Source organism: Novosphingobium mangrovisedimenti, from assembly GCF_025153475.1.
GTDB lineage: Bacteria > Pseudomonadota > Alphaproteobacteria > Sphingomonadales > Sphingomonadaceae > Novosphingobium > Novosphingobium mangrovi_A.
This window is the reverse complement of sequence record NZ_JANZXA010000014.1, coordinates 65985-89400: the sequence shown is the minus strand read 5'-3', so window position 1 is coordinate 89400 and position 23416 is coordinate 65985. Positions and strand designations below refer to the sequence as shown.

The window sequence follows — 23416 nt, the reverse complement described above, 5'->3', positions numbered from 1 at the left end:
GCCCAGACGCATTTCACGAGGAAGAGACCTCAGCATGAAGACGTTTCGCCTTGCACTCGCGGCGCTTTGCGCCACCACCGCCGCCGTTTCGGCCCAGGCTGCCACGATCGTGCTTGGCGGCTATCCCGACCAGATCCAGATGGTCGACGACACCACGGGCAAGGTTGAGCAGAAGATCACGCTGGATACGGGACTTCCGACCCACCTGCAGTTCTCTGCCGACGGCAAGCGGATCTACATCACGACGCTGACCACGGGCGGCATCGAGGTGATGGACACCGCCTCGCGCAAGATCATTTCGAAGCTGAGCCTCAACAACCCGGCAACGCGCTACCGCTTCTCGGGCGGCGTGCCCGATCCGAGCGGGCGCTATTTCTACATCATCGGCAAGCGCATCGACAAGGAAGTCGACCTCTACCGGCTCAGCAAGCCGCGTTTCATGAAGGTCGATCTGAAGACCGGGCAGGTCGTCAAGGCGGTCGACTTCGATCCCAAGGACGAAGGCCCGGGCTACCGCACGCGGCTGGCCATGGCGCCCGACGGCAAGACGCTCTATGTCTTCGACAAGAAGGTCCTGATCGTCGACACCAGCGACCTCAAGGTGGTCGAGCGGCTCGACCTCGAAAAGCCCGATTTCCCGGGAATGCAGGACGTCGGCATGGGCGGCGGTCTTGAAACGCTGCGCGAGCCGGGCGTCTTCGTTTCGGTCTTCAATTCGCAGGATCCCTACATCCACAACAAGGTGTTCGGCGTCGCCAGGTTCGACCTCAAGGCGCGTACGTTCGACTTCAAGCCCATCGGTCCTGCGCCCGAGCAGATGGCCGGGCTGGAAGTGTCGCCCGACGGCAAGGACGGCTATACCGTCGCCGTCATGGGCAAGTACGGGAACAAGCGCTGCGAGTTCTGGCATTTCGACCTGACGACCAATACCGCGCTCGACAAGGCCGAATTCCCCTGCCGTTCGCGCTTCTATTTCGGCATGTCGCGCGATGGCCAGAAGCTGTATATCTACGGCGCCGGCTACGACATCGCCGTCTACGACGCGAAGACACTGAAGTTTGAGCAAGATTGGGAACTGACGAACGACATCACCATGGCGGGCCTCCTGACCCTGCCCTGAGCGTGACGTGGACGGTTGACATCACCGGCGGCGGCGTGGCGGCTGCGTGTTGCGACCATTTGCTCGGCCAGGCTGGCGCAACCGTCCGCTGGATGCCCGATGCGAGAGCGGCGGTGCCCGCGCTGATGCTCAGCGATGCCGCGCGGGCGCTTCTGCGGGAAACGCTGGGACTGCCCGACCTGTTCTCGGACAGGCCCCGCATAACCCGGCGGATTGTAGCCTGGGGCGGACAGGATCCGGTTTCCCTGCCCCATCAGGCGGCGATGCTCGGTGCCGGCGACCTGGATTTCGCGCCGTCCGGCGATACCGGAATGCCGGGCCAGCCGATATTCACCATCAGCACCACACACCCCGTCGCCGACACCCCGATCGTTCGTTTCGGCAATCGTACGGGTGAAACCGCACCGGTCCGCCTGCTCGAGCCAGACGATGCCGATGCCTGCTGGATCGAGGCGGTGGAGGACGGGTGGCTGTTCATGATCCCGTCCTCCGCCAGCAGCGGCTGGCTGCTTGCCATCGGTGCGGGCTGCGCACAGCTTATGGGGCAGAGCCGATACCTCGCCCCGCGCATCGCTGTGGACGCGGATCGCGTGGCCCAATTCGACACGACGCCGCGCATGCTTTCCGTCATGGCCGATCAGGGCACACTATTGTGCGGATCCACATCCATGGCGTTCGACCCGATTTGCGGCGACGGGACCGCGCTGGCCGTCCGGCAGGCGATCCTGGCCTCGGCCATCGTCCGTGCCTGTCACGAAGGAGAGGACAGCGCGCCGCTGATCGGCCATTACCGGGCGATGATGACGGCAGCCATGCGGCGCCATCTGCGCCTGTCTTCGGAATTCTACACCTCCGGCGGGACCGGCCCCTGGTGGCGCGCGCAGCAGGAGGCACTGGCCGACGGTTTCGCGGCATGCAGCGCCCGGCTCGAACGTGAGCCACCGCCGCGGTATACGCTGGAAGGCTTCCGGCTCGTGCGACGGGAACTGGCGGCATGATTCCCGGGGCAGGCGGACAGGGCGGGCCGCCCGCAACCGACGAGATACCGGGCTGGTCAAGCTACCGCAGGCTGGTGCCGTTCCTTCGCCCCTATTACCGGCCGCTGGCTCTTGTCCTCGTGCTCAGCCTACTGTCTACATCGCTCAATCTCATGCAGCCCTATCTGTCGAAGCTGATGATCGACAAGGCGCTGCTCCGTGGCGACATGCAGGCGCTGATCCAGATCGCAGGAGCCATGATCCTGGTCTCGCTGGGCGGCTTCGCGCTGAACATGCTTTCCAGTTATCGCTACGTCTCGGCGTCCGCGGACATGCTGTTCGACATCCGCGCCAGCCTGCTGCGGCATCTGCAGCGGCTTTCACCGCGCTTCTACGCACGCTTTCGCCTCGGCGACCTCATGTCGCGGATCAACAGCGATGTCAGCGACATCCAGCGCGTGACGGCGGACTCCCTCCTTTCGGTTCTCAGCAACGTGCTCATGCTCGTCGGCTGCGTGGTGATGATGCTGTGGCTCGATCCGGTGATGTTCGTGATCGGCGTCGTCGTCATCCCCCTGTGCATCGCCCTCTTCGTTCATTATCAGCGCAAGCTGACGGCGCTGACGCGGGTGATGCGCGAAAGGGGCGCGGATCTCGGCAGCCTGCTGGTCGATACCGTCATGGGCATGCGCACCGTCACCTCCCTGAGTGCAGAACCCCACGAAATCGGCCGGTTCCGCAAGCGCAACGACGCTTTCGTTTCGGCCATGCTGAAAATGCAGCTTACCTCGTTCACGGCGGGCGCCTTGCCCGGCACGCTGCTGACCGCATCGAGTTCCGCGATCATTCTCTATGGCGGCGCGCAGATCTTTGCCGGCAAGATGACGATCGGCACGCTGGTGGCATTCATGACCTACCAGTCCCGGCTCTTCTCCCCGATCCAGGTGCTGATGGGGCTGGTATCGGGCCTGGCCTCGGCGCGGGTATCGCTGGGCCGCATCTTCACCCTGTTCGACACCCGTCCCGACGTAACCGACAGCCCCGACGCCCTGCCCTTCGACGGGCTGCACGAAGGCCTTCGCTTCGATAACGTGACGTTCCGCCACGACGGCAGGACCATTCTCGACGCGGTCGACCTGTTCATCCCGGCAGGCCGCTTCTGCGCGATCCTGGGGCCGAGCGGCACCGGCAAGTCGAGCATGGCCGATCTGATGGTCCGCTTTCTCGACCCCGACGAAGGCCGCGTCGAAGCCGACGGAACCGATTTGCGCGCGCTCAGGCTCGACGATCTGCGGCGTGCGATCGTGCTCGTCGATCAGGCACCGCACCTGTTCAACGACAGCCTGGCGAACAACATCGCCTTCGCCTGGCCGGACGCATCGGACCAGGATATTGCCGAAGCCGCGCGGCTGGCCGGCCTGGGCCCGCTGATCGCCCGCCTGCCCGAGGGTCTCGCCACGCGCACGGGCGAGCGCGGTCAGGCCCTGTCCGCGGGCGAACGGCATCGCGTCGCGCTCGCCCGCGCCCTGTTGCGCCGCCCTTCCGTGCTGCTGCTCGACGAGCCGACGGCGGCCCTCGACGCCGAGACGGAGCGCCTTGTCGCGCAAGGGCTGCGACAGGCCCTGCCCTCGGCCACGATCGTCGTCATCACCCACAAGCCCGCGCTCGCGGAAATTGCCGACATGACGATCACCCTGAACGATGGAAAGGTCGCCGTCAGGAAGGCCGAGGAAGTGCTCGGGCGGACGCACTGAAATGAGCATTGCAGCGACAGGACGCGGCGTTCGCATCGCCGTCATCGACAGCGGCATCCACCCGCAACACAGCCATATCGAGGCTTCGCGCCTGCTTCCGGGTATAAGCGTTCGCGGCGATGGAACCATCGATGCAGTGGACGACGCAACGCTCGATCGGCTTGGACACGGAACCGCCGTGACAGCCGCGATCCAGGAGAAGGCGCCCGAAGCCTCGTGCATACCCATCCGGGTATTCCATGAGGGGCTGAAGACCACCGGCCATGCCCTGATCACCGCAATCGACTGGGCCATCGAACAGGGCGTGGACATCGTGAACCTGAGCCTGGGTTCGACCAATCCGGCCCATGCCCCGAGCTTTGCCGCCGCGATCGAAAGGGCAGAAGAAAAAGGCGTGATCGTCGTGGCCCCCCGCGCCGTCGGCGGCCCCCCCTGCTATCCCGGGGCGCTGGAAGGCGTTCTGGCCGTCGACCTCGACTGGGACTGCCCGCGCGAAACCTACCGCCCGGCAACCGACGGGTCCGGGTGCTTCTTCGCGTCCGGATACCCCAGGCCCATTCCAGGCGTTGCGCTTCGCCGCAACATCCATGGCATCAGCTTCGCGACCGCGCAGATGTCAGGCTTTGTCGCCTGCGCGCTCGAGCGTCTGGATGCGCCGATTGCCGGCGACAGCCGTATCGAGGCCGTGCGCGCCGCGCTCTGCGCATAAGCCGGCCGCGAACCGCCAGCTTCGAAACTTCGCGCTTAAAAAAAAGAGGCCCGCTGCGGAATATCCGCAGCGGGCCGAAGAGTCTTTCCGTCAGGAACTTAGAATTTCTGCCCGAACCGAATGCCCATGAAGCGGGGCTTGATCGGGTAGACACGCGAGGAATGTTCGCAGACCTGGATCTGACAGAACGTGTTCTTCGTAAGCCAGCCACGCTTGTCGAACACATTCTGAACGAAGATCTCAGCTCCCCATCCGTCTTTCTTCAGGCCGAAGGAGAGGTCGAACGACGTGAAGCCACTCGTATCGCCCAGCAGTTCGGCATACGTCTCATTCAGGTCCTGCGTTGCCCCGGTCTGGTAATAGGCCACGCCCTGGACATAACCGGAGAGCTCATTGGACAGGTCGGTTTCATACCTGACCGAGGTATTGCCCTTGAACTTCGGCTGACGCGGAAGGCGCGTGCCGGATTTGGCAGCAATATTCCCGTCTTCCTCGGTACACGAGTCGTACTGCGCGAAGCCGGCCTCTCCAACAATGTGATAGGCGCAGAAATTGCCATCCAGCGCGGCGTCGGTATAGGCTCCCGAGGTCGAAATGGTGACGTCGCCCAGCTTGAGGTCAGCGTCGAATTCGACACCATAGACACGAGCGTCACCCGCGTTGCCGGTAAAGCCGCCACCGGCCGCGCCGATCACCTGCACCCCGTACTGAATGTCCTTCCACTGTTCGTAATAGACGGCCGCGTTCAACCTGAAGATGTTGGCCCACGTCGTCTTGAAGCCGAACTCGAAGTTGGTCAGCGTTTCGGCCTTGTAGGAAGGCGCGGGAACCGCAGTGCCGCGGATACTGACAGGCGAGTTCGCACCGCCCGGTCGAAAACCGGTCGAGTAGTTGAAGTACACCATCTTGCTGGGCTCGATTTGCCAGGTCAGAGCCACCTTGTGCGTTTCGCCATCTTCCTTGTACCGGTTGGTCTTGTCTGCCGCGAGCGGGTTGGTGCTGACGCAGTCCAGTCGATCCGTGAACGGAACCGGGCAGCCGACCGAACTGGTCGGGAAATACCAGGCAGAAGACGAATTTCGCGCCTTACCCGCAATGCCGCCCCAGCCGATCAACGCGGATTCCGTCCAGAAATAGCGCAGGCCGGCCGTGAGCGTCAGGTTCGGCACGATCTCATAATGGCCCTCGGCGAAGAGCGCCGAGTCCTTCAAGGTCAGATTGGACTCACTCAGGTAGAAGGCTTCGCGCCTCAGGGCAGCGGGAAGAGTGATCATGGTGCCACCATCTGCGATCGGAATCCCGAAACCGTCGAGAGTCGTGGTGTTACCCCCTTCGGAATAGGAACCGCCAGCGGTGTATCCGATGATGTCGTCCAGACCATGCGTGGCATAGTCATTGTTGATCTTGTTCTTCTGCCATTGATAGAAGCCGCCCACCGTCACGTCGAACGGCCAGCTCTTCGGCGTTGTAATGCGGATTTCCTGGTTGAACTTATCCTGGAACGAATTGCCCTTCGTATACTGCGTCGGGTTGATGACCTCGCCATTACGGTCGAAGAACTGGAGATAATTTTCGTAGTACGAGAACTGATCGTAAGCGACGGTATAGTAAGTATAGTCGTTGATCAGCTTGATCCGGCGCTTGTAGTAGCCGGTGGACGAAACCAGGTCGAAGTCGCCGATATGGCCGTGAATGGCCAGCGATGCCTGGAACCACCTGTCGAGCTGGCGGGTCTCTTCATAGTCGTGGACGACGAGATCGCCGCCGGGGTTCTGGTGATCACCCGTGATTTCGGTGGATGCGTCGTAGTTGAAATAACCGTAGGCGATCTGCTCTTGGGCGGTGATCTGCGGAGTGATGTCCCAGCCCGGCGCCACTTCCCAAAGGGCCTGAACGCGGGCGCCGTAGGAATAGAGCGGGTTGTAGTTGTCCTTGACGAACTCCTCGTTGGTCATCGTATAGGTAGTCAGAGGATTGTCGTCGCCCAAGTTGTACGTGAGCGTACCCGGGACGTTGTCGATATAACCGCCATCGTGCCGATAGAAACCCATGGCGCGGATCGCCAGATTGTCGGTGGCCGGGATGTTCACATAGGCCTGGGCCACGCCGCCGAAATCGCCCGCGTCGTACTTGTTGACCTCGAGATCGTATCCGAACTCGAATTTGCCGATTACGGGCTTCTTGGTAATGAAGCGTATCGTGCCGGCAAGGGACCCGGCGCCGTAAAGCGTGCCTTGCGGGCCCGCGAGCGCTTCGACACGTTCGAGGTCGTAAACGTGGATGTCCGGGAAGCCGCTGGTGATGCCCGCGCTGAGCGACATCATAGGCATGTCGTCGATGTAATAGCCGGTTGCGTCATATCGGCCGCCGGCAGGCACGATGCCTCGGAAATAGGGGTTCTGACGGCCCGGACCAAGGCCATCGAAGGAGACCGAGGGCAGCAGGTTGGCAAAGTCCGACATGCTCTTGACCTGCCGCTGTTCCAGCTTGGCCGTCGCCAGCGCCTGCATCGAGATCGGCACCTTCTGCACGCTCTGTGCCGTGCGGGTTGCGGTCACGACGATGTCGCCAAGGGTGGATTCGGTCGATTCAGCATCGGCCTCCACAGCAGCATCGGCTGCCAGTGCATCCTCGGCGGCATGCGCCGAGGTTCCAAAAGTCATCCCTGCGAGAATAGTCGACGAACTCAGAAGAACGAGAGTTCGCTTGGATAAAGAACGTTGAGCGGTTTTCATTCTAACCCCCTTGGTTTTGTCCTGACCCGGCCGAATTAGGTTTCGGCTCGCATGGCCACGCACTGCCCTTGCGTCCCTATCGCGCGCGCAAAAAAAGCGCTTGCCCGCGCAGGGTCAGACAACCTCCCAAGTTCGCCGGCCCCTAACCCGGCTCAAGTGCGAGCAGACCCGCCGCACTCACATTATTATTTTTAAAACCAATATCTTAATCTGAAAAACCGAATCTAGAACAACTGTCCGAAATCTGAACATGACATCGAATCAACGGTTGTCAACACCATTGTTGCAGTGCAGAATACAAACGTTGCCAACCCCCTGACCAAGGATGTCCGGGCACGTCGAATTTCGCGATTGCAGAACCAGGAGACAGAGTGGCGTTGCGTTCAGCAGACAAGCAAATGACCGGTCCCGGCCGATCGCTGGAACACGCTTTGGCCGAGGCCATCCGCCAGCTCGATTCCGATCCGCAGGCCGCATGCGCCGGCGCGCGGGAGATCCTGCGGGCAGCACCGGATCATCCCCATGCGATCCTTGTCGAAGGGCAGGCCCTGCGCAGGATGGGCGAGCCACGCGCCGCAATGCCAATGCTTGCCGAACTGGTCCGCAGACAACCGAACATACTGGGCGCAATCTGGGAATTCGCGCAGGCGGCAAGCGAAGCAGGCGAGACCCGTCAGGCCATCTCCGCGCTCCAGGACCTGACCCGGAAACAACCGGCAGTGGCCAGCGGCTGGTTCCTGCTGGCGGGGGAACTTCGCAAGGTCGGGCGCGCCGAGGAAGCCTGGCGCGCGGACCTTTCCGGCGTCCATGCCTCTTCCCGCGACCCCGGCCTGCTCAAGGCCGCGATGGCCATGAACGAAAGCCGCTTCGACGAGGGCGAGGCGATCCTGAAGACGCGGCTCGAACGCGTGCCGGACGATCCACCCGCGTGCCGCCTGCTCGGGGAAATCAACTGGCGACGCGGAGACATGACCAACGCGCTGACATGGGTCGAGCGCGCGGTACACCTTGCGCCCGGTTTCGATCTGGCGCGCGATTTCCTGATCCGCCTCCTGCTCCAAAGCAACCGCCTGCCGGAGGCGCTGGAACATGTCGAAGTACTGGTCGGCTCCCCGATGCGGAGCCCCGGCCACGACCTCCTGAAGGCCTCCGTGCTCGTCCGCCTGGGTGAGCAGGAGCGTGCGCAGAAAATCTACGAAGAGCTTCTCGCCGTGAAGCCCGACCACTCGCAGGTCTGGCAAAATCTCGGCCATGTGCTGAAGACGCAGGGCAAGCAGACCGAAGCGATTCATGCCTATCGCCAGGCGGCAACCCACCGGCCGACCATGGGCGAGGCCTGGTGGAGCCTGGCCAACCTGAAGACGGTGAAGCTGGGCGCGGAAGACATTGCCGCGATGGAACAGGCGCTCGCGTCCCTCCAGCCGGATGATCCGAACATCCAGGAAGATCTCTTCCACCTCCATTTCTCGCTGGGCAAGGCCTTCGAGGATGCCCGGGATTATCCCGCTTCGTTCCGCCACTACGAGCAAGGCAATCGCCTGCGCCGCGCACTGGTGCTCCACGATGCCGAGGGCTTTTCCGCCGAATGCAAGGCCACGGCGGACACCTTTACCGCCCCGTTCCTCGCGGGAATGGGGGCCGGCGGCTGTCCCGCGCCCGATCCCGTCTTCATCGTCGGCCTGCCGCGTTCCGGCTCGACGCTGGTCGAGCAGATCCTCTCCAGCCACAGCCGCGTCGAAGGGACGATGGAACTGCCGGAAATGATGATCATTGCCGGCCGCCTGCAGTCACGCGTGGACGAAGGCGAGTTCCCCGATTTTCAGGCGATGGTTTCCTCCCTCACGCCCATGGACCGATCGCGGCTGGGCGAGGAATATATCGAGCGAACCCGCGTGCACCGCCAGACGGACAAGCCGCATTTCATCGACAAGATGCCCAACAACTGGCAGCACGTCGGCCTCATCAGGCTGATCCTGCCGAACGCGAAGATCATCGATGCGCGCAGGCACCCGCTGTCCTGTTGCTTCTCGGGCTGGAAACAGCATTTCGCGCGAGGGCAGACCTTCACCTACGACCTCACCGACATCGGCCGCTACTACGGCGACTATGTGCGCCTCATGGCTGCCTATGACGCGGCCCAGCCCGGCGCGGTCCACCGGGTGATCTACGAAGACATGGTGAAAAACACCGAGCACGAGATCCGGCGCCTGCTGGACCACCTCGACCTGCCTTTCGAACAGGCCTGCCTCGAATTCTACAACAACGACCGCGCCGTGCGGACCGCCAGTTCCGAACAGGTCCGCCAGCCAATCTTCACCGCCGGGATCGACCACTGGACGAACTATGCCCGATGGCTCGGCCCGCTGGAGGACGTGCTGGGGCCGGTACTCGAGGCTTATCCCGAAGTCCCGGCGTTCGGGAACGAACCCCGGCACTGATTGCGTTCAGTGCCGGGGCGCGCCCTTCGCCAATATCAGAAGCGATCGTTGTTCATGACCTTGTTCCAGGCAGCTACGAAGTCGTTGACGAACATCTCGCCAGCATCGTTCGAGGCGTAGACTTCGGAAACCGCGCGTAGCTCCGAGTTGGAGCCGAAGATCAGGTCCACCGGAGTGGCCGTCCACTTCAGCTTTCCGGTGGCACGATCATGGCCTTCGTAGAGCCCCATGGACTTCGACGACTTCGACCACTTGGTCGACATGTCCAGCAGGTTGACGAAGAAGTCGTTGCTGAGCGTGCCCGAACGGTCGGTGAAGACGCCGTGCGCGACGTTCGCGCTGTTGGCGCCAAGGACGCGCATGCCACCGACGAGCACGGTCATCTCCGGTACCGTCAGGTCCAGCATGTCGGCCTTGTCGACCAGCATCTCGGCCGGCGACCTGTCACTATCCCCGCCATAGTAGTTGCGGAAGCCATCGGCGCGGGGGCGCAGATATTCATAGGATACGACGTCGGTCTGATCCTGCGTGGCATCGACACGGCCGGGCGTGAACGGCACCGTCACATCGTACCCCGCCTTCTTCGCCGCCTGCTCGATCGCGGCATTGCCGCCCAGCACGATCAGGTCGGCAAGCGAGACCTCCTTCCCATCCCCGGCAGAACCGTTGAACGCCTTTTGCACGGCTTCAAGCTTGCCGAGCACCCTGGCCAGTTCAGCCGGGTCGTTGACGGCCCAGTCCTTCGCCGGATCGAGCCGGACGCGCGCACCATCTGCACCGCCCCGCATGTCGCTGCCGCGGAAGGTCGAGGCCGAGGCCCATGCCGCCTTCACCAGTTCACGCCCGCTCAGCCCGGTTGCCAGTATCCTGGCCTTGAGCTGGTCCGCGTCGGCCGCATCGATCATCGCATAACCGGCCTTGGGCAAGGGATCCTGCCAGGTGAACGTTTCCTTGGGAACGTCGCTGCCGAGATAGCGGGCGCGCGGCCCCATGTCGCGATGCGTCAGCTTGAACCAGGCCCGTGCAAAGGCCTTGGAGAATTCCGACGGATCATCGTGAAAGCGTTGCGAGATCTTGCGAAAGCCCGGGTCTTCCTTGAGCGCGATGTCGGTGGTGAACATCATCGGGGCATGGGTCTTGCCCGCGACGTGCGCATCGGGAACCATGCCGGACGCGGCGGGATCGGACGGCATCCACTGCGTGGCGCCGGCCGGGCTCTTGGTCTTCACCCATTCAAAGCCGAAAAGGTTGTCGAAGTACTGCGTCGTGAAAGCGATCGGATTTGCCGACCAGGCACCTTCCAGACCACTCGACACGGTGTCCTCGGCATTGCCCTTGCCGCACGTGTTCTTCCAGCCAAGGCCCTGCTGTTCGATACCCGCTCCGGTTGGATCGGCTCCGACGCATTCCTCCGGCTTGTGCGCGCCATGCGCCTTTCCGAAGGTGTGGCCACCGGCAATCAGCGCGATGGTCTCCTCGTCGTTCATGGCCATGTTGCCGAATGCCACGCGAATGGCCTTGGCCGCGGCCAGCGGATCGGGATTACCCCCCGGCCCTTCGGGGTTGACGTAGATCAGGCCCATCTGGGTCGCCGCGAGCGCCCCCTTGAGCTTGCCGTCCTTGTCGAAGCGGTCCGCCCCGAGCATTTTCGTCTCGGGGCCCCAAAACACCAAGTCGGGCTCCCAGGCATCGACACGACCGCCCGCAAAACCGATGGTTTCAAAACCCATGTCTTCAAGCGCGACATTGCCGGCGAGCACCATCAGGTCGCCCCACGACAGCTTGCGGCCGTATTTCTGCTTGATCGGCCAGACGAGCCGCCGAGCCTTGTCCAGGCTGATATTGTCCGGCCACGAATTGAGGGGCTCGAAGCGCTGTTCGCCGCCGTCGGAACCGCCGCGCCCGTCACCGACGCGGTAGGTGCCGGCACTGTGCCAGGCCATGCGAATGAAGAAAGGACCGTAGTGGCCGTAATCCGCCGGCCACCATGGCTGCGACGTGGTCAGAACCTTGCGGATGTCTTCCTTGACCGCAGCGAGGTCGAGCGTGGCGAACTCCGCAGCATAGTCGAAGTCGGCCCCGTAAGGATTTGAACCGGGATCATTTTGTCGCAGCGCCGCCAGGTCCAGACGGTTAGGCCACCAGTCCTGGTTGGACATGGCCTTTTCCTCGGCGTGGGCCGGGCCAGCCATGACTGCGGGCACCATCGCGGCAGCGAGAACCGCGAACATCGATACGGAAGTCCTGTTCATCATACCCTCTCCTTGTCGATGACATTGTCGATAACGTTCCATGCGTCGCAGCAGGGCTACTGCTTGCCGGCATCTGCGCAGAATCGATTTTTCTCGTCATTGTTATCGGAGGATCAGATTAAACCTGCGGAAAATATCGACTCTTCCCATCAGAAGCGGCTCATCTCCTGAGCCTGCCGCACCCCCCACTCGCGAAAGCCGACAGTGCGGCTAGTCGCCACGATGCCAATTATTATCAGGCTTTGTCATTTTCCTCATGCCGCAATCTGGTCAGCTTCCCGCCCGAAGAAGCTAATTCCGATCAGCACCCGCCTCGCATTCCAATATATTCTTGGCGCCAATTGTCCTTGCGGCACTGCGAGTGCTATCCAGTTTGGCGAAGATAGTTGGCGGCGGGGAACATGGCAGACATTTTCATCAGCTATTCGCGGAGTGACAGGGAGCGTTGTTCCGCGATCCGCAAGGCGCTTGAGGATCTGAAGGTCAGCGTCTGGTCCGATACCGGAATCGGTGCGGGATCGTCATTCGATCGCGAGATAGAGCGCGAGATCGAGGCATGCACCGCCCTTCTCGTCCTGTGGTCAGGGCAGTCCGTCGATTCCGACTGGGTGCGCAATGAAGCGCGCACCGGGAAGGAGCGGAGCGGTCTTGTCGCCGTCCAGCTCGAACCTTGCCAGCTCCCGCTGGAATTCCGGTCGGTTCAGGCCGAAGTGCTTCCCGACGGCGCGCAGGGCACCGCCCATGCAACCTGGCTCGGCATCCTCTCACGCATCGGCGAACTGACGGGCCGGCCGGGCCTTGCCGAATATGCCCGCATCTGCACCGAAGGCAGCCTCGACGACTGGAAACGCTGGCTTGCCAGGCATCCCGACGACCCGCTGGCCCCGGACGCCATCGACGGCATCGTCGAGCGCGCGATGCCGGACATGCGGCAGCAACTCGCCAGCGAGCGCACCAAGCGCGCTGCGCTGGAAGCGGAGCTTGCCGAGCATGTCGATGCGTCCAGGGCAAGGTCGACGGAGATCACCACCAATGCCCGAGAACTCGTTCGACTGCGCGGCGAGCTTGAGGATACGCGAAACGGGCTGCGGGAAGCCGAGACGGAACTGTCGCGCTTCCGGGCCGCATCGGGCAGCAACTCGGGCTTCGACGATGGCGGACTGGCGGGCCTTGGCATCGTTCTGGGCCATCGCCTCGCCCTCTATATCTGCGCGCTTCTGTGGTTTGTCGCCATCTGGTTCTGCTGGGAACCGTTGAGCCAGTTGATGAATGGCAGGGGAGCGCTGGCAGATGTCTTCTGGATCTGTTTCGGCATCGCCGCCCTGTTCGTCCCCGCCGTTATCATCACCATGAAGATCCTGCGAAAGCGCAGCGCGCTGGCCCGCGAAACGGAGGGACTTGCGCTTCCGGACTGACGCAGACGCGCAAGATGCACCGCCCGGTATCGAAAAGGCCCGATACGGAGAAAGGATTGCGTGATGACGCCCGCCGCCAAGCGTGCAAAGGCCGCCATCGCCCGCGGCGATCTGATAACCGCCTATGACGAGGCCGTATCGGCCATGGCGCAGGGTGACGATTCTCTGGGTGTCCGACATCAGCAGGTTCTCGCTCTCGCGCGGATGGGCGACACGGATCGGGCGATGGAACTCTTCCAGGCTTATGGTCTGGATCGTTCGGACGACCCGCACCAGCAGGCGATCGGAGCGCGCCTGCTGAAGGACCGCGCGCTGGCCTTGCCGGACGGTTCCGCAAGGGATTCCGCCTTGCACGCGGCGTCGGACGCCTATCTTGCGATCTTCACGGACACGGGTGATCCCTACCCCGGCATCAACGCGGCCAGTCTTTCCGCGCTTTGCGGGAAGACGGCGCAGGCCGTCGAAATCGCCTCGCAAATCCTGGACGATCCCCGGGTCGCCGGGCCCACCGATTATTACACGGCCGCGACCCGCTCCGAAGCCTTGCTGCTTACCGGACGGATCGACGACTGCGCCGCAAGCTTGCGGCAGGCCGCAGAGATGATCGGGAACGATCACGGCGCCTCGTCCACGACCTGCCGTCAGCTGGAACTGCTGACAGAACACATGGGGCTCGACAAAAAGCAGGCAGCCCGCCTGCTCGCACCGATCCGACCGCCGCGCGTCCTCCACTTCTGCGGCCACATATTCGCTTCCGACGACAAGGCGGAAACCGGATTGCGTGCCGGGATCGACGCGTTTCTGGAAGAACGAAACATCGGGTTCGCCTATGGTGCCGTGGCGGCCGGCGCCGACATCTTGATCGCGGAGGCCGTGCTGGCGCGCGGGGGCGAACTTCATATCGTCCTGCCCTTTGCCATGGAGGACTTCGTCGAGCAGTCGGTTCGCCCCGCCGGGGACGCGTGGGTCGCCCGTTTCGAACGCTGTATGGAAGCCGCCTCCAGCAAGACACTGGCGACCGAAATGGCCTATGTCGGCGACCCTCGGCAATTCGCCTATGCCAGTCAGGTGGCCATGGGACTGGCGACGCTGCGCAGCCAACATCTGGGCGATACCGCTCTCCAATTGGCGGTGTGGGACGGCAAGGGCTCCGATGGCCCGGCCGGGACGGGTGCCGACGTGTCGGTCTGGCGCAAGCATGGCGGGGAGACATTCATCATCGACCCCGGCGAGGTCGATCGTAACCTGAAGCGCCCGCCGGCCCGCGATTGCGTGGGCGACGAACGCACGCTGACAGCGATCATCTTCACCGATTTCCCCGGTTTCTCGAAGCTACCCGAAGAAGCGCTGCCGCCGTTCTGGAATGGCGTAATGCGCAGCATCGCCGATGTTCTCGACGAGCACAGCGACGATGTCCTGACCAAGAACAGCTGGGGAGACGCGCTCTATGCCGTCGCCGCCAGCGCCGAGGCCGCAGCGGACATCGCGTTGCAGCTTCAGGACCGGCTTCGCGGTTTCGACTATACCACGCTGGGCCTCGCCCAGGGCAGCGGCATGCGGGTCGGCGCGCATTACGGCCCCGCCTACCGCATGATCGACCACATTACCGGCCAATTGAACTTCTATGGCACGGAAGTCTCCCGCGCCGCCCGTATCGAGCCAGTCACACCGCCCGGCGAGGTTTTCGTCACCGAGCCCTTCGCTGCCATTCTTGCGCTCGAATCGCCGGGCAGACACCGCTGCAGGTATGTCGGCAGGATCGAGCTGGCCAAGGGATACGGCGTCTATCCCATGTACTGGCTGACCCGCCACGCGACGCCGTCAAGTTAGCCGACGGACGCCCTTTCAGGCCGCCTCGGCCATCAATGGTTTCCTCTCTCCTGCGCCGTCGACGGATATTCCAGCGCCAGCATGCTCATGGTCACGACGCCCTGCTTGAGCGCGGCCTCGTTCAGCATAAAAGTGGGAGAGTGCACATCGGAAACCGGCCCGTTCCGCTCGGCTTCCGGCATGTTGACGCCCAGGAAATAGAACAGGCCGGGAATGTCCTTCATGTAATGGGCGAAATCCTCCGATCCCATCACCAGGCCCATTTCCTGCAAGTGATCGCCTGCGGCCTTGCGCAAAGTCGGTTCCATACGCTTCACGAGATCAGGATCGTTGTAGACCACGGGGGCATACGAGGCGATGTCCACTTCCGCCTTGGCGCCCGCCGACGCCGCGATGCTTTCCACCGTGCGTTTCACGCGGGCCAGCAGGTCCTCCCGCATGTCCGGATCGAAAGTGCGGATGGTGCCGGCCATCTCCACGCTTTCGGGCATGATGTTGCTGGCCGTCCCGCCCTCGATCTGGCCGATGGTGATGACCGCCGGGGCCTTGGAAACGTTGAGCTGGCGGCTGGGAATGAGTTGCAGCGCCATCATGATCTGCGCCGACGTGATAACCGGATCCACGCCGTGCCAGGGCTGCGAGCCGTGGCTCTGGACGCCCGTCACCTTGATACGCAGGCGATCGGCCGCCGCCATCTGCCCGCGCGGACGGTAGAAGACAGTGCCCGCCTCGCCCGGCCAGATGTGCTGGCCGAAAATCACCTCGGGCCGGTATGCACCGTCGAGCGCGCCTTCCTTGAGGATGAGCTTGGAGCCGCCCTCCTCGCCGTCGGGAACGCCTTCCTCGGCCGGCTGGAAGATGAAAAGTATCGTGCCCGCAATGTCCTCGCGCATCGCCGAGAGGACTTCGGCCACCCCCATCAGCATCGCCGTATGGGCATCATGGCCGCAGGCGTGCATCACGCCGACCTCGTGGTCGCCGCGCATCGTCTTGACCTTGGACGCAAAGGGCAGTCCGGTGCGCTCGACAATCGGCAAGGCATCCATGTCGGCGCGCAGCGCGATCACGGGGCCCGGCTTTCCGCCCTTCAGGACGCCGATGACGCCGGTATGGGCGACATGCCTGCGCACTTCATCGAATTTCAGCGCCTTGAGGTGGCGGGCAACCAGCTCCGAGGTGCGAAATTCCCGGTTCGCGAGTTCCGGGTGTTCGTGAATGTCCCGTCGCCAGGCGATTACCTTCTGCTCGACCTGATCGGCGCGCGAACGCACCTCCTCGTTCAGCGTTGTGTCCTCGGCCGCAACGGGCGCGGCGATTGTCATCAAGGCAGGCAGCAGAAGGAAGCGCAGGCGCATGGGATATCCTCGGTACAAGCAAAACCGGCCCGGAAGGGACATCCGGGCCGGCCAATCTATCACGAACTTCAGAAGTTGTAGCTGAAGCGCGCGCCGATTGTGCGAGGCCTGTTGGCCAGGACGACGTAGGGATCGTTGATCGTGTTGAACACGGTCAGTTCGGCCGCCTTGTCGAACAGGTTGTTCACGTAGAGGTCGAGCCGGAAGTGCTCGAAGCGAACCTGGCCGCGCAAGTCCACCAGTGTGTAGCTCTTGGTCGGCAGGTTGAAGTCGCTATCGTAATAGCTGTTCTGGATCCGGCCGGTGTGGCTGACCGAGAAGCCGACCGAGCCGTCCACCGTGCTCGACACGGGGAACTCCTGATCGCCCGAGACGCTGAAGTTCACCTTCGGCACGCGGGTGAGGCGCGTTCCCTTCAGGGCATCGTTGCCCAGCTCGCCAATGTCGCGGGTCAGCTTGGCATCGGTGTAGTTGCCCGCGAAGACCAGGGTGGTGCCGTGGAACGGCCGCGCGGTCAGGTCAACCTCAACACCCTTCGAACGCGCGGCCTTGCCGTCGATGTTGCCGACGCCCGAGAAGGCGCCGCCCGGTCCGAAGCGCTGCTCGACCTGCAGGTCCTGGAGGTCGATCAGGTACGCGGCGACATTGAAGGTCAGCGCGTTGTTCAGCCAGCTCGTCTTGGCACCGATCTCGTAGTTGACGGTCGAGTCCGGATCATACTGCGCCGGCACGCCCGAATAGGACGAAGCGTTGGTGCCGCCCGAACGATACCCTTCCGCATATTGCGCATAGACCATGGCATCCGGGGTGATCTTGTAGGAGATCACACCCTTGAAGATGGTATCGGTATTCTTGGCCTTGGCCGAGGTCGTGCCGGGCGCGCCCAGCCCGAAGAAGGGCACGATCGTTTCCGATACCAGCGAACGCTTGGTCTGGAACCAGCGCGCCCCGCCGGTAACGGACAGGCGATCTGTCAGGTCCACTGTGACCTCGCCGAAAACGGCCAGGTCCTTGGTCTTGTCGGCGAACTTGCGCTGGGAGATGAAGTCCTGCGTGAAGTCCGAATAGCCGCTGATCGGGTCGACGACCGTCGTGGCGGTCATGAACTTGTTGTCGCGGTCGGAATAGAAGACGCCGACAACACCGTTGACCGGACCGTCCAGCTTGGTCGCCATACGCAGCTCGCCCGACCACATCTTCGACTTCTGGGGCGAATAGGAAATGCTGCCTTCCGGGATGGCAACGTCGGGGAACTCACCGATGCGCTGCAGATACTCGAAATAGCGGAACGAAGGACCGTTATCCGTGTTGTCGGTCACGTTGCGATCGAAATAGGAGCCCGACGCCGTCACGGTTGCCCATTCGATGTCGCGTTCGGCCGTCAGCGCGTAGATATTGATCTCATCGCGGCGCTCCTCGCGACCGATCTGCGAAATGGACCGCTCGCCGGCAGCCGGGAAGAAATTGCCGTTCTCCGTATCGTTCGCCGGAATCCAGATGTCGTAGGGACGCGTGTAGGCACGGCCGCCGGTCTTCAGCTTCTGGTAGAAGTATTGCCCGGTGATGGTCGTCTTGTCGTCCGGCGTCAGGACGACGCTGGCGCGAATGCCCTCGCGCTGCGTATCGTTGAAGTCCTTCTCGTCGCGATAGATGTTGTCGACGAACCCGGAGTAGTCCTCGGTGTAGCCGACGACGCGCACCGCCAGCAGGTCCTGCACGACCGGGACGTTGAGCATGGCGCGAATCGCAAAATTCTCGCCGCCGTCCTTGGTGGTCGAAAGCTCGCCCTGGGCCGTGGCTTCGAACTTGCTCGGATCCGCCTTGTTGGTCACGAAGCGGATCACGCCCGACTGGGAGTTCGACCCGTAGAGCGTGCCCTGCGGGCCGCGCAGAACTTCGATCTGCTTCACGTCGTAGAGCTGGAGGTCTGGCTGACGGCCGCCGAAGTCGGTGGCGGCGCCGCCGATGCCGGTCATCGGGATGTTGTCGTAATAGACCGCCGTCTGTGCCTCACCCGCGGCGTTGATGCCACGCAGGATGTAGCGCTTGTCGCCGGCACCGCTGTCGATGAAGTTGAGGCCGGCCACGCTGCGCGCGAAGTCGGAAAATTCCGCGACGCCGCGGGTTTCGAGCTGGTCCTGGCCGAGCACCGCGATGCTGGTCGGGACATCCTGGATCTTCTGGTTTTCCCGCTTCAGCGCGGTCACCACGATTTCGTTCGAACCGATTTCTTCCGGTGCAGACTGCGCATAGGCCGGAACAGTGATGCATGCGGCGCCCGTCATCAGAACGCCAAGTGACTGTCTCAAGTTCATTTTACCCCCCTTTTTCTCGTCGCGCGATGGCGCTGGCGGTATCGTTGAAACTGGATCTGACGGCCTGGCCCAGGATGACATCTCCATGGCAAAATGGTCATCAGATTGAAATAGTTTAACACGTTATATGTTTCTCGCAAGAGAGTTTAACGTGATAAATATATCAGCGAATTCTATTTTATATTTTTGTTTTTCAAAGACTTATTATATTTCCGCTGCAAAGGGCCACCGCGCACGGTCACCGCCTCTGCAGGCAGCGAATCGCAAGTGGGCCTCCTTTCCTGGCAGCAGCCTCGCTACGCTCCAGCACCGCCAGGCGCTCGCGATACTGACGCATCCCGATCGACAGCAGCACGAAGGCCAGAGGCGCCACGACCGCGGCTGTCAGGGCCAGCGAATAATGGAGCGCCATCTCGTCGTGAAACACGTAGTCGTTCAGCACGGCCGGCAGGATCGGCCCGAAGGAAACGCCGACGATCCCGACGGTGAACATGAAGAACGCGCCGAGCTGTGCACGCAGTTCGACCGGTGCGATCATCTGGATGGCGGCCGGGATCAGCACCGGCGTGAACCCGCCGAGGAACTTGATCGGCACGACCAGAATGGCCATCAGCATCGGGTTGGGCATCAGCGGCATCAGGACCGCCGGTCCGGCAATGGCTGCTGCGGCATAAGCCGTGAGACGCAGGCAGCCGTCCGCTTGTCCGCGCGCGATCATCCGGCTGGACCACCAGCCCGCGGACAGCATTCCCAGCGGCCCGGCGATGAGCGATACGGAACCGATCACCAGCCCCGTGCGCTGCGGCCCCCAGCCCCAGCTGCGGATGAACAGTTCGGGAAACCAGTTGTCGGTATAACTCAGAACCGAAAAGGTCGCCGCGCCCAGGAACAGCGAAACCGACATCAGCGGCTGGTCGGACAGAAAAGCCCAGATGCGGCGCAGCGAGAAACCCTGCGTCGTCAACTCTTCCGTCTCGTCACGACGCAACATCCGCTTGGGTTCGCGCAAGGTCGCCACCCAGAGCGCAACCAGCAGACCCGGCAGACCCACGGCGATGAACACCATGTGCCAGGACCGCATGTGGCCGAGCACGGGCAAAACGACGTCCGGGGTACGGTCGATCATGCCCACGACGGTGCCGCCGACGATCATCGCGATGCCGGCACCGATGTAGATGCCGATAGTATAGAGGCTCATGGCCTTTGGCAGGCGCGTCTTGTCGAACAGATCGGACAGCATCGAATGGGCCGATGGCGACAATGTCGCCTCCCCCACGCCGACACCGATCCGGGCCAGAACAAGCTGCGGGAACGTCCGCGCCAGACCGCACATCGCCGTCATCAGGCTCCATGCCGCGATGCCGCCGGATATGATCCACTTGCGCGGATAGCGATCGGCCAGCCACCCGATCGGCAGCCCCATGATCGTATAGAATATGCCGAACGCGCCGCCCGTCAGAATGGCAAACTGGACATCGGAAATGCCCAGGTCCGCCTTGATCGGGCCGACCATGAGATTGAGGATCTGACGGTCCAGGAACGAGAAGGTATAGCCCACCATCAGCACTGCCGTGGTGTACCATCCATAGCGGTACCCGGACGCAGCGCGGCCGCCGTCCCTGTCTATCTGATTTTCCATACCGCTTTTCCCCGGACCGTTCACGTGTGTGCTTCTTCGTTTCTCTGGCTCATCCGAGCGGGTTTGGCGGCGGCGGGCTTACCGGCGGGACGAACGGGTGGATCAGCGCCCAGGGGCTGGGCATCTCTTCCACGCGCACCGCGATCAGCGCGGGCCCACCCCGCTCCTTGGCTTTCCGGAGCGCTTGCGCCAACCCTTCCGGCGTATCGACGGCTTCCGCCGGAATGTCGTAGGCGGCCGCAAGCTTCAGAAAGTCGGGGTTACGCAGATCGGTGACGAAAGTCTCCCCGAACGTGCGCTTCTGGATGCGATGGACATTGCCATAGCGGCCATCGACGAAGATGACGAGCGACAGGTCGAGCCCGTCGCGCGCCAGGGTCGAGAGCTCCTGCATCCCCCAGGCAAAGCCGCCGTCACCATTGATCGAAACCACACGTTGTGCGGGATTGCCAACCGCCACGCCCAGCGCGGTGTTGAAACCGTAGCCCAGCGTGCCCTGATAGCCCGGCGTGATCAGCTTGCGCGCACCGTGCACGGGGAAGGCGATATTGGCGTAGTAACCGATCTGGGTCAGCTCGCTCACGAGAATGTCGTCGTCGGCCATGGTGCCACGCAGGGCGGCGACATAATCCTTCTGCGGCGCGATGGCGGAGACCTGGGTATCGCACCACTGGCGCACAGCATCGGCAATGCCAGCCCGGCTCGGTGCCTCGATGCCCTCGGGCAGCGCTGCGAGCAGCGCTTCCACACCCGTCAGCACGTCAGCTTCGATCGCCAGCCCCGACTGGCGCGGCCCGGCCATGTCTCCGGCTTCGATGTTGAGGTAGATGATCTTGCAGCCATCGCTGGTGAACGCCGGACGGGCGATCCCGTCGACGAAGCGGCTGCCTGCAACCAGCAGCACGTCGGTATGCGGCAGCAGTACCCGGCCGCCAAGGCTGGTCAGTGCCAGTTCGTGCCTGTCATCCAGCGTCCCGCGCCCGCCCTCGGTCATGAGCACCGGGGCCTGCAGCCGCTCGGCCAGCGCGCGAACGGCTTCGGTCGCACCGGAAGCCATGACGCCGCCGCCCGCATAGATCACCGGCAGACGCGCGCCGCCCAGCATGGCGGCGGCCTGCGCGATCAGGCCAGCATCGGGCTCGGTCCGGCTCTCCTGCGCGCGCGGGAGCAGGGCGATCTCCGCCTTAGCTTCCAGCACGTCCGGCGGCACCTCGATCGCGACGGGGCGGGGGCGCCCGGAACGAAGCTGGACGAAAGCCTCATGCACCAGCGCCGGGATGTCCTCCGGCCGCGTCGCCATGCCGTGCCACTTGGTCAGCGACTTGAGCACACCGGACTGGTCGGGCAATTCGTGCAGCAGGCCAAAGCCCTTGCCGATCTTCTCGGAGGTGATCTGACCCGCGATCATCAGCACGCGCGAATTGCAGGCGAGCGACGTGGAGATGCCCGAAAGCGCATTCAGCACGCCCGGCCCGGGCACCACCATGCACACGCCTTCGCGCCCGGTCGAACGGGCATAGCCATCGGCCATGTAGGATGCGGCCTGTTCATGGCGCGGGACGACGAAACGGATGCGTTCCTTCGCCTCGCGCAGGGCCTCCACCGCCCAGTCGAGCTGGACGCCGGGAATGCCGAACACGTGCTCCACGCCCTCTTCGATCAATTGTGCGACGAGGGCCTGCCCGCCGGTTCGCTCCACGGCTTGATAATGTGTCATTCGGGTCTTTCGATTTCAGGAACTGGAAACTGGGAAACGGCCGGTGCTCACCCGGCGGCGCGCAGCACTTCGTCCAGCGCGCCGAGGAACACGTCGTTTTCGCGCGGGAGGCCGATCGTGGCGCGGATCCACGTCGGCAGGCCGTAATTCGCGACGGGCCGGATGATCACGCCGCGCCGCATCAATTCGCGGCTGATGGCGGGGCCGTCGCCGACTTCGAGCAGGAGGAAGTTGCCGCCCGAGGGCAGGATCCGCACACCGGCCTTCTCGAGCGCGGCGGCCACGCGTGCACGCTCGCTCTCGTTTTCAACCCGGTTGCGCTCGAGGAAAGTGCTGTCGCTGAGCGACGCGATCGCCGCGGCCTGAGCCTGGGCACTGACCGAAAAGGGCAATTGCAACCTGCGCAGGACCTGCAGCAGCTCGCCGTCGCCCAGCCCATAGCCGACGCGCAGACCGGCCAGCCCGTGGATCTTGGAGAACGTGCGCATGACGATGAGGTTGCGACGCATCTGGAACAGGCGCGCGATATCGGGACGATCCTCGGGCGCCAGGAATTCACGATAGGCCTCGTCGAGCACCAGCAGCACGTGCGGCGGCAGAGCCTGTGCGAAGCGTTCGATCTCGGCGCGCGGCAGCACCGTGCCAGTCGGATTGTTGGGCGACGCGAGATAGACGAGATGCACGTCGTCATCGACGGCCGCCAGCATCGCATCGATATCGGGCACCCAGTCCTTCACCGGCACGAAGACCGGCGTGGCACCGACGGAGCGCACCGCACCTTCGTACGACTGGAACCCGTATTGCGGAATGATCGCCTTGCGCGTGCCGTCCAGATAGGCGCGAGCTGCCAGCAGGATGATCTCGCTCGATCCTGCACCGGGCAGGACCTGATCGGGTGCCATGCCGACATCGGCGGCAATGGCGTGGCGCAGGTCGTAACAATCGAAATCGGGATAGATGTTCGATGCCGCATCGACCTCGGCCAGGGCCGCGATCACGCCCGGCGCGACACCGTGCGGACTTTCGTTCGACGCCAGCTTGACGATGCTCGCGGGATCGAGACCGAATTCGCGCGCGACGGCATCGGTGGGCCGCCCCGGAGGATAGGGCGGGATGGAAACCACGTGGGTGAGCGGATTACCGTAGTCTTTCATGCGTAA

At 63.3% G+C, this 23416-nt stretch carries 14 protein-coding genes; 7 read left to right on the top strand and 7 right to left on the bottom strand.

Annotation, left to right across the window (positions count from 1 at the left end):
- Positions 1-34: 34 nt before the first annotated feature.
- From NZK81_RS18060 to qhpE, 4 genes are read left to right on the top strand one after another with little or no spacing between them, the layout of a single operon-like run.
- Positions 35-1120, top strand: a complete 1086-nt coding sequence (locus tag NZK81_RS18060) for a YncE family protein (RefSeq protein WP_260047486.1) — start codon at positions 35-37, stop codon at positions 1118-1120.
- A 2-nt stretch (positions 1121-1122) separates the two neighbouring features.
- Entirely contained in the window at positions 1123-2118 is a 996-nt protein-coding gene (locus NZK81_RS18055; RefSeq protein ID WP_260047485.1) for a hypothetical protein, read from the top strand.
- On the top strand, positions 2115-3851 hold the full coding sequence (locus NZK81_RS18050; RefSeq protein ID WP_260047484.1) for an ABC transporter ATP-binding protein: 1737 nt from the start codon (positions 2115-2117) through the stop codon (positions 3849-3851). The genes NZK81_RS18055 and NZK81_RS18050 overlap by 4 nt, the downstream gene beginning before the upstream one ends.
- A gap of 1 nt (position 3852) precedes the next feature.
- Positions 3853-4560 (top strand): subtilisin-like serine protease QhpE, encoded by a 708-nt coding sequence (gene qhpE / locus NZK81_RS18045; RefSeq protein ID WP_260047483.1) that lies wholly within the window; start codon positions 3853-3855, stop codon positions 4558-4560.
- A 98-nt stretch (positions 4561-4658) separates the two neighbouring features.
- Here the strand turns inward: qhpE and NZK81_RS18040 are convergent, their stop codons facing one another.
- Positions 4659-7223, bottom strand: coding sequence for a TonB-dependent receptor (locus tag NZK81_RS18040; RefSeq protein ID WP_260047482.1), 2565 nt, complete (start codon positions 7221-7223; stop codon positions 4659-4661).
- A gap of 470 nt (positions 7224-7693) precedes the next feature.
- Here NZK81_RS18040 and NZK81_RS18035 point away from each other — a divergent pair, with 470 nt between their 5' ends.
- Entirely contained in the window at positions 7694-9733 is a 2040-nt protein-coding gene (locus tag NZK81_RS18035) for a tetratricopeptide repeat-containing sulfotransferase family protein (protein ID WP_260047481.1), read from the top strand.
- Positions 9734-9768: 35 nt separating this feature from the next.
- On the opposite strand, the gene katG is transcribed toward NZK81_RS18035, so the two are convergent.
- A complete protein-coding gene (gene katG / locus NZK81_RS18030) occupies positions 9769-11985 on the bottom strand; it encodes a catalase/peroxidase HPI (RefSeq protein WP_311202111.1) in 2217 nt (738 codons plus the stop codon).
- A 401-nt stretch (positions 11986-12386) separates the two neighbouring features.
- Here katG and NZK81_RS18025 point away from each other — a divergent pair, with 401 nt between their 5' ends.
- On the top strand, positions 12387-13400 hold the full coding sequence (locus tag NZK81_RS18025) for a toll/interleukin-1 receptor domain-containing protein (protein WP_260047480.1): 1014 nt from the start codon (positions 12387-12389) through the stop codon (positions 13398-13400).
- 63 nt (positions 13401-13463) lie between these two features.
- Complete coding sequence (locus NZK81_RS18020; protein ID WP_260047479.1) at positions 13464-15230, top strand: tetratricopeptide repeat-containing protein; 1767 nt, start codon at positions 13464-13466, stop codon at positions 15228-15230.
- Between the two features lie 32 nt (positions 15231-15262).
- Here NZK81_RS18020 and NZK81_RS18015 read toward each other — a convergent pair whose 3' ends face one another.
- The 5 genes from NZK81_RS18015 to hisC all read right to left on the bottom strand — a co-directional run bounded on the left by NZK81_RS18015 (position 15263) and on the right by hisC (position 23410).
- Positions 15263-16585 (bottom strand): amidohydrolase, encoded by a 1323-nt coding sequence (locus tag NZK81_RS18015; protein ID WP_260047478.1) that lies wholly within the window; start codon positions 16583-16585, stop codon positions 15263-15265.
- 68 nt (positions 16586-16653) lie between these two features.
- The gene (locus NZK81_RS18010; RefSeq protein WP_260047477.1) at positions 16654-18870 is read right to left on the bottom strand and encodes a TonB-dependent receptor; all 2217 of its coding nucleotides are present in this window, start codon (positions 18868-18870) and stop codon (positions 16654-16656) included.
- Between the two features lie 268 nt (positions 18871-19138).
- Positions 19139-20539: a spinster family MFS transporter gene (locus NZK81_RS18005; protein ID WP_260047476.1), complete on the bottom strand. Its 1401-nt coding sequence runs from the start codon at positions 20537-20539 to the stop codon at positions 19139-19141.
- Between the two features lie 49 nt (positions 20540-20588).
- Entirely contained in the window at positions 20589-22256 is a 1668-nt protein-coding gene (locus tag NZK81_RS18000) for a thiamine pyrophosphate-binding protein (protein ID WP_260047475.1), read from the bottom strand.
- A gap of 47 nt (positions 22257-22303) precedes the next feature.
- A complete protein-coding gene (gene hisC, locus NZK81_RS17995) occupies positions 22304-23410 on the bottom strand; it encodes a histidinol-phosphate transaminase (RefSeq protein WP_260047474.1) in 1107 nt (368 codons plus the stop codon).
- Positions 23411-23416 lie beyond the last annotated feature (6 nt).

Excerpts from the sequence above, each read along its gene's own strand:
- katG (WP_311202111.1), bottom strand. The coding sequence starts at position 11,985 with ATGAACAGGACTTCCGTATCGATGTTCGCGGTTCTCGCTGCCGCGATG.
- NZK81_RS18015 (WP_260047478.1), bottom strand. The coding sequence starts at position 16,585 with ATGCGCCTGCGCTTCCTTCTGCTGCCTGCCTTGATGACAATCGCCGCG.
- NZK81_RS18010 (WP_260047477.1), bottom strand. The coding sequence starts at position 18,870 with ATGACGGGCGCCGCATGCATCACTGTTCCGGCCTATGCGCAGTCTGCA.
- NZK81_RS18025 (WP_260047480.1), top strand. The coding sequence starts at position 12,387 with ATGGCAGACATTTTCATCAGCTATTCGCGGAGTGACAGGGAGCGTTGT.
- NZK81_RS18000 (WP_260047475.1), bottom strand. The coding sequence starts at position 22,256 with ATGACACATTATCAAGCCGTGGAGCGAACCGGCGGGCAGGCCCTCGTC.
- qhpE (WP_260047483.1), top strand. The coding sequence starts at position 3,853 with ATGAGCATTGCAGCGACAGGACGCGGCGTTCGCATCGCCGTCATCGAC.
- NZK81_RS18035 (WP_260047481.1), top strand. The coding sequence starts at position 7,694 with ATGACCGGTCCCGGCCGATCGCTGGAACACGCTTTGGCCGAGGCCATC.
- NZK81_RS18050 (WP_260047484.1), top strand. The coding sequence starts at position 2,115 with ATGATTCCCGGGGCAGGCGGACAGGGCGGGCCGCCCGCAACCGACGAG.
- NZK81_RS18040 (WP_260047482.1), bottom strand. The coding sequence starts at position 7,223 with ATGACTTTTGGAACCTCGGCGCATGCCGCCGAGGATGCACTGGCAGCC.
- NZK81_RS18020 (WP_260047479.1), top strand. The coding sequence starts at position 13,464 with ATGACGCCCGCCGCCAAGCGTGCAAAGGCCGCCATCGCCCGCGGCGAT.
- hisC (WP_260047474.1), bottom strand. The coding sequence starts at position 23,410 with ATGAAAGACTACGGTAATCCGCTCACCCACGTGGTTTCCATCCCGCCC.
- NZK81_RS18005 (WP_260047476.1), bottom strand. The coding sequence starts at position 20,539 with ATGGAAAATCAGATAGACAGGGACGGCGGCCGCGCTGCGTCCGGGTAC.
- NZK81_RS18060 (WP_260047486.1), top strand. The coding sequence starts at position 35 with ATGAAGACGTTTCGCCTTGCACTCGCGGCGCTTTGCGCCACCACCGCC.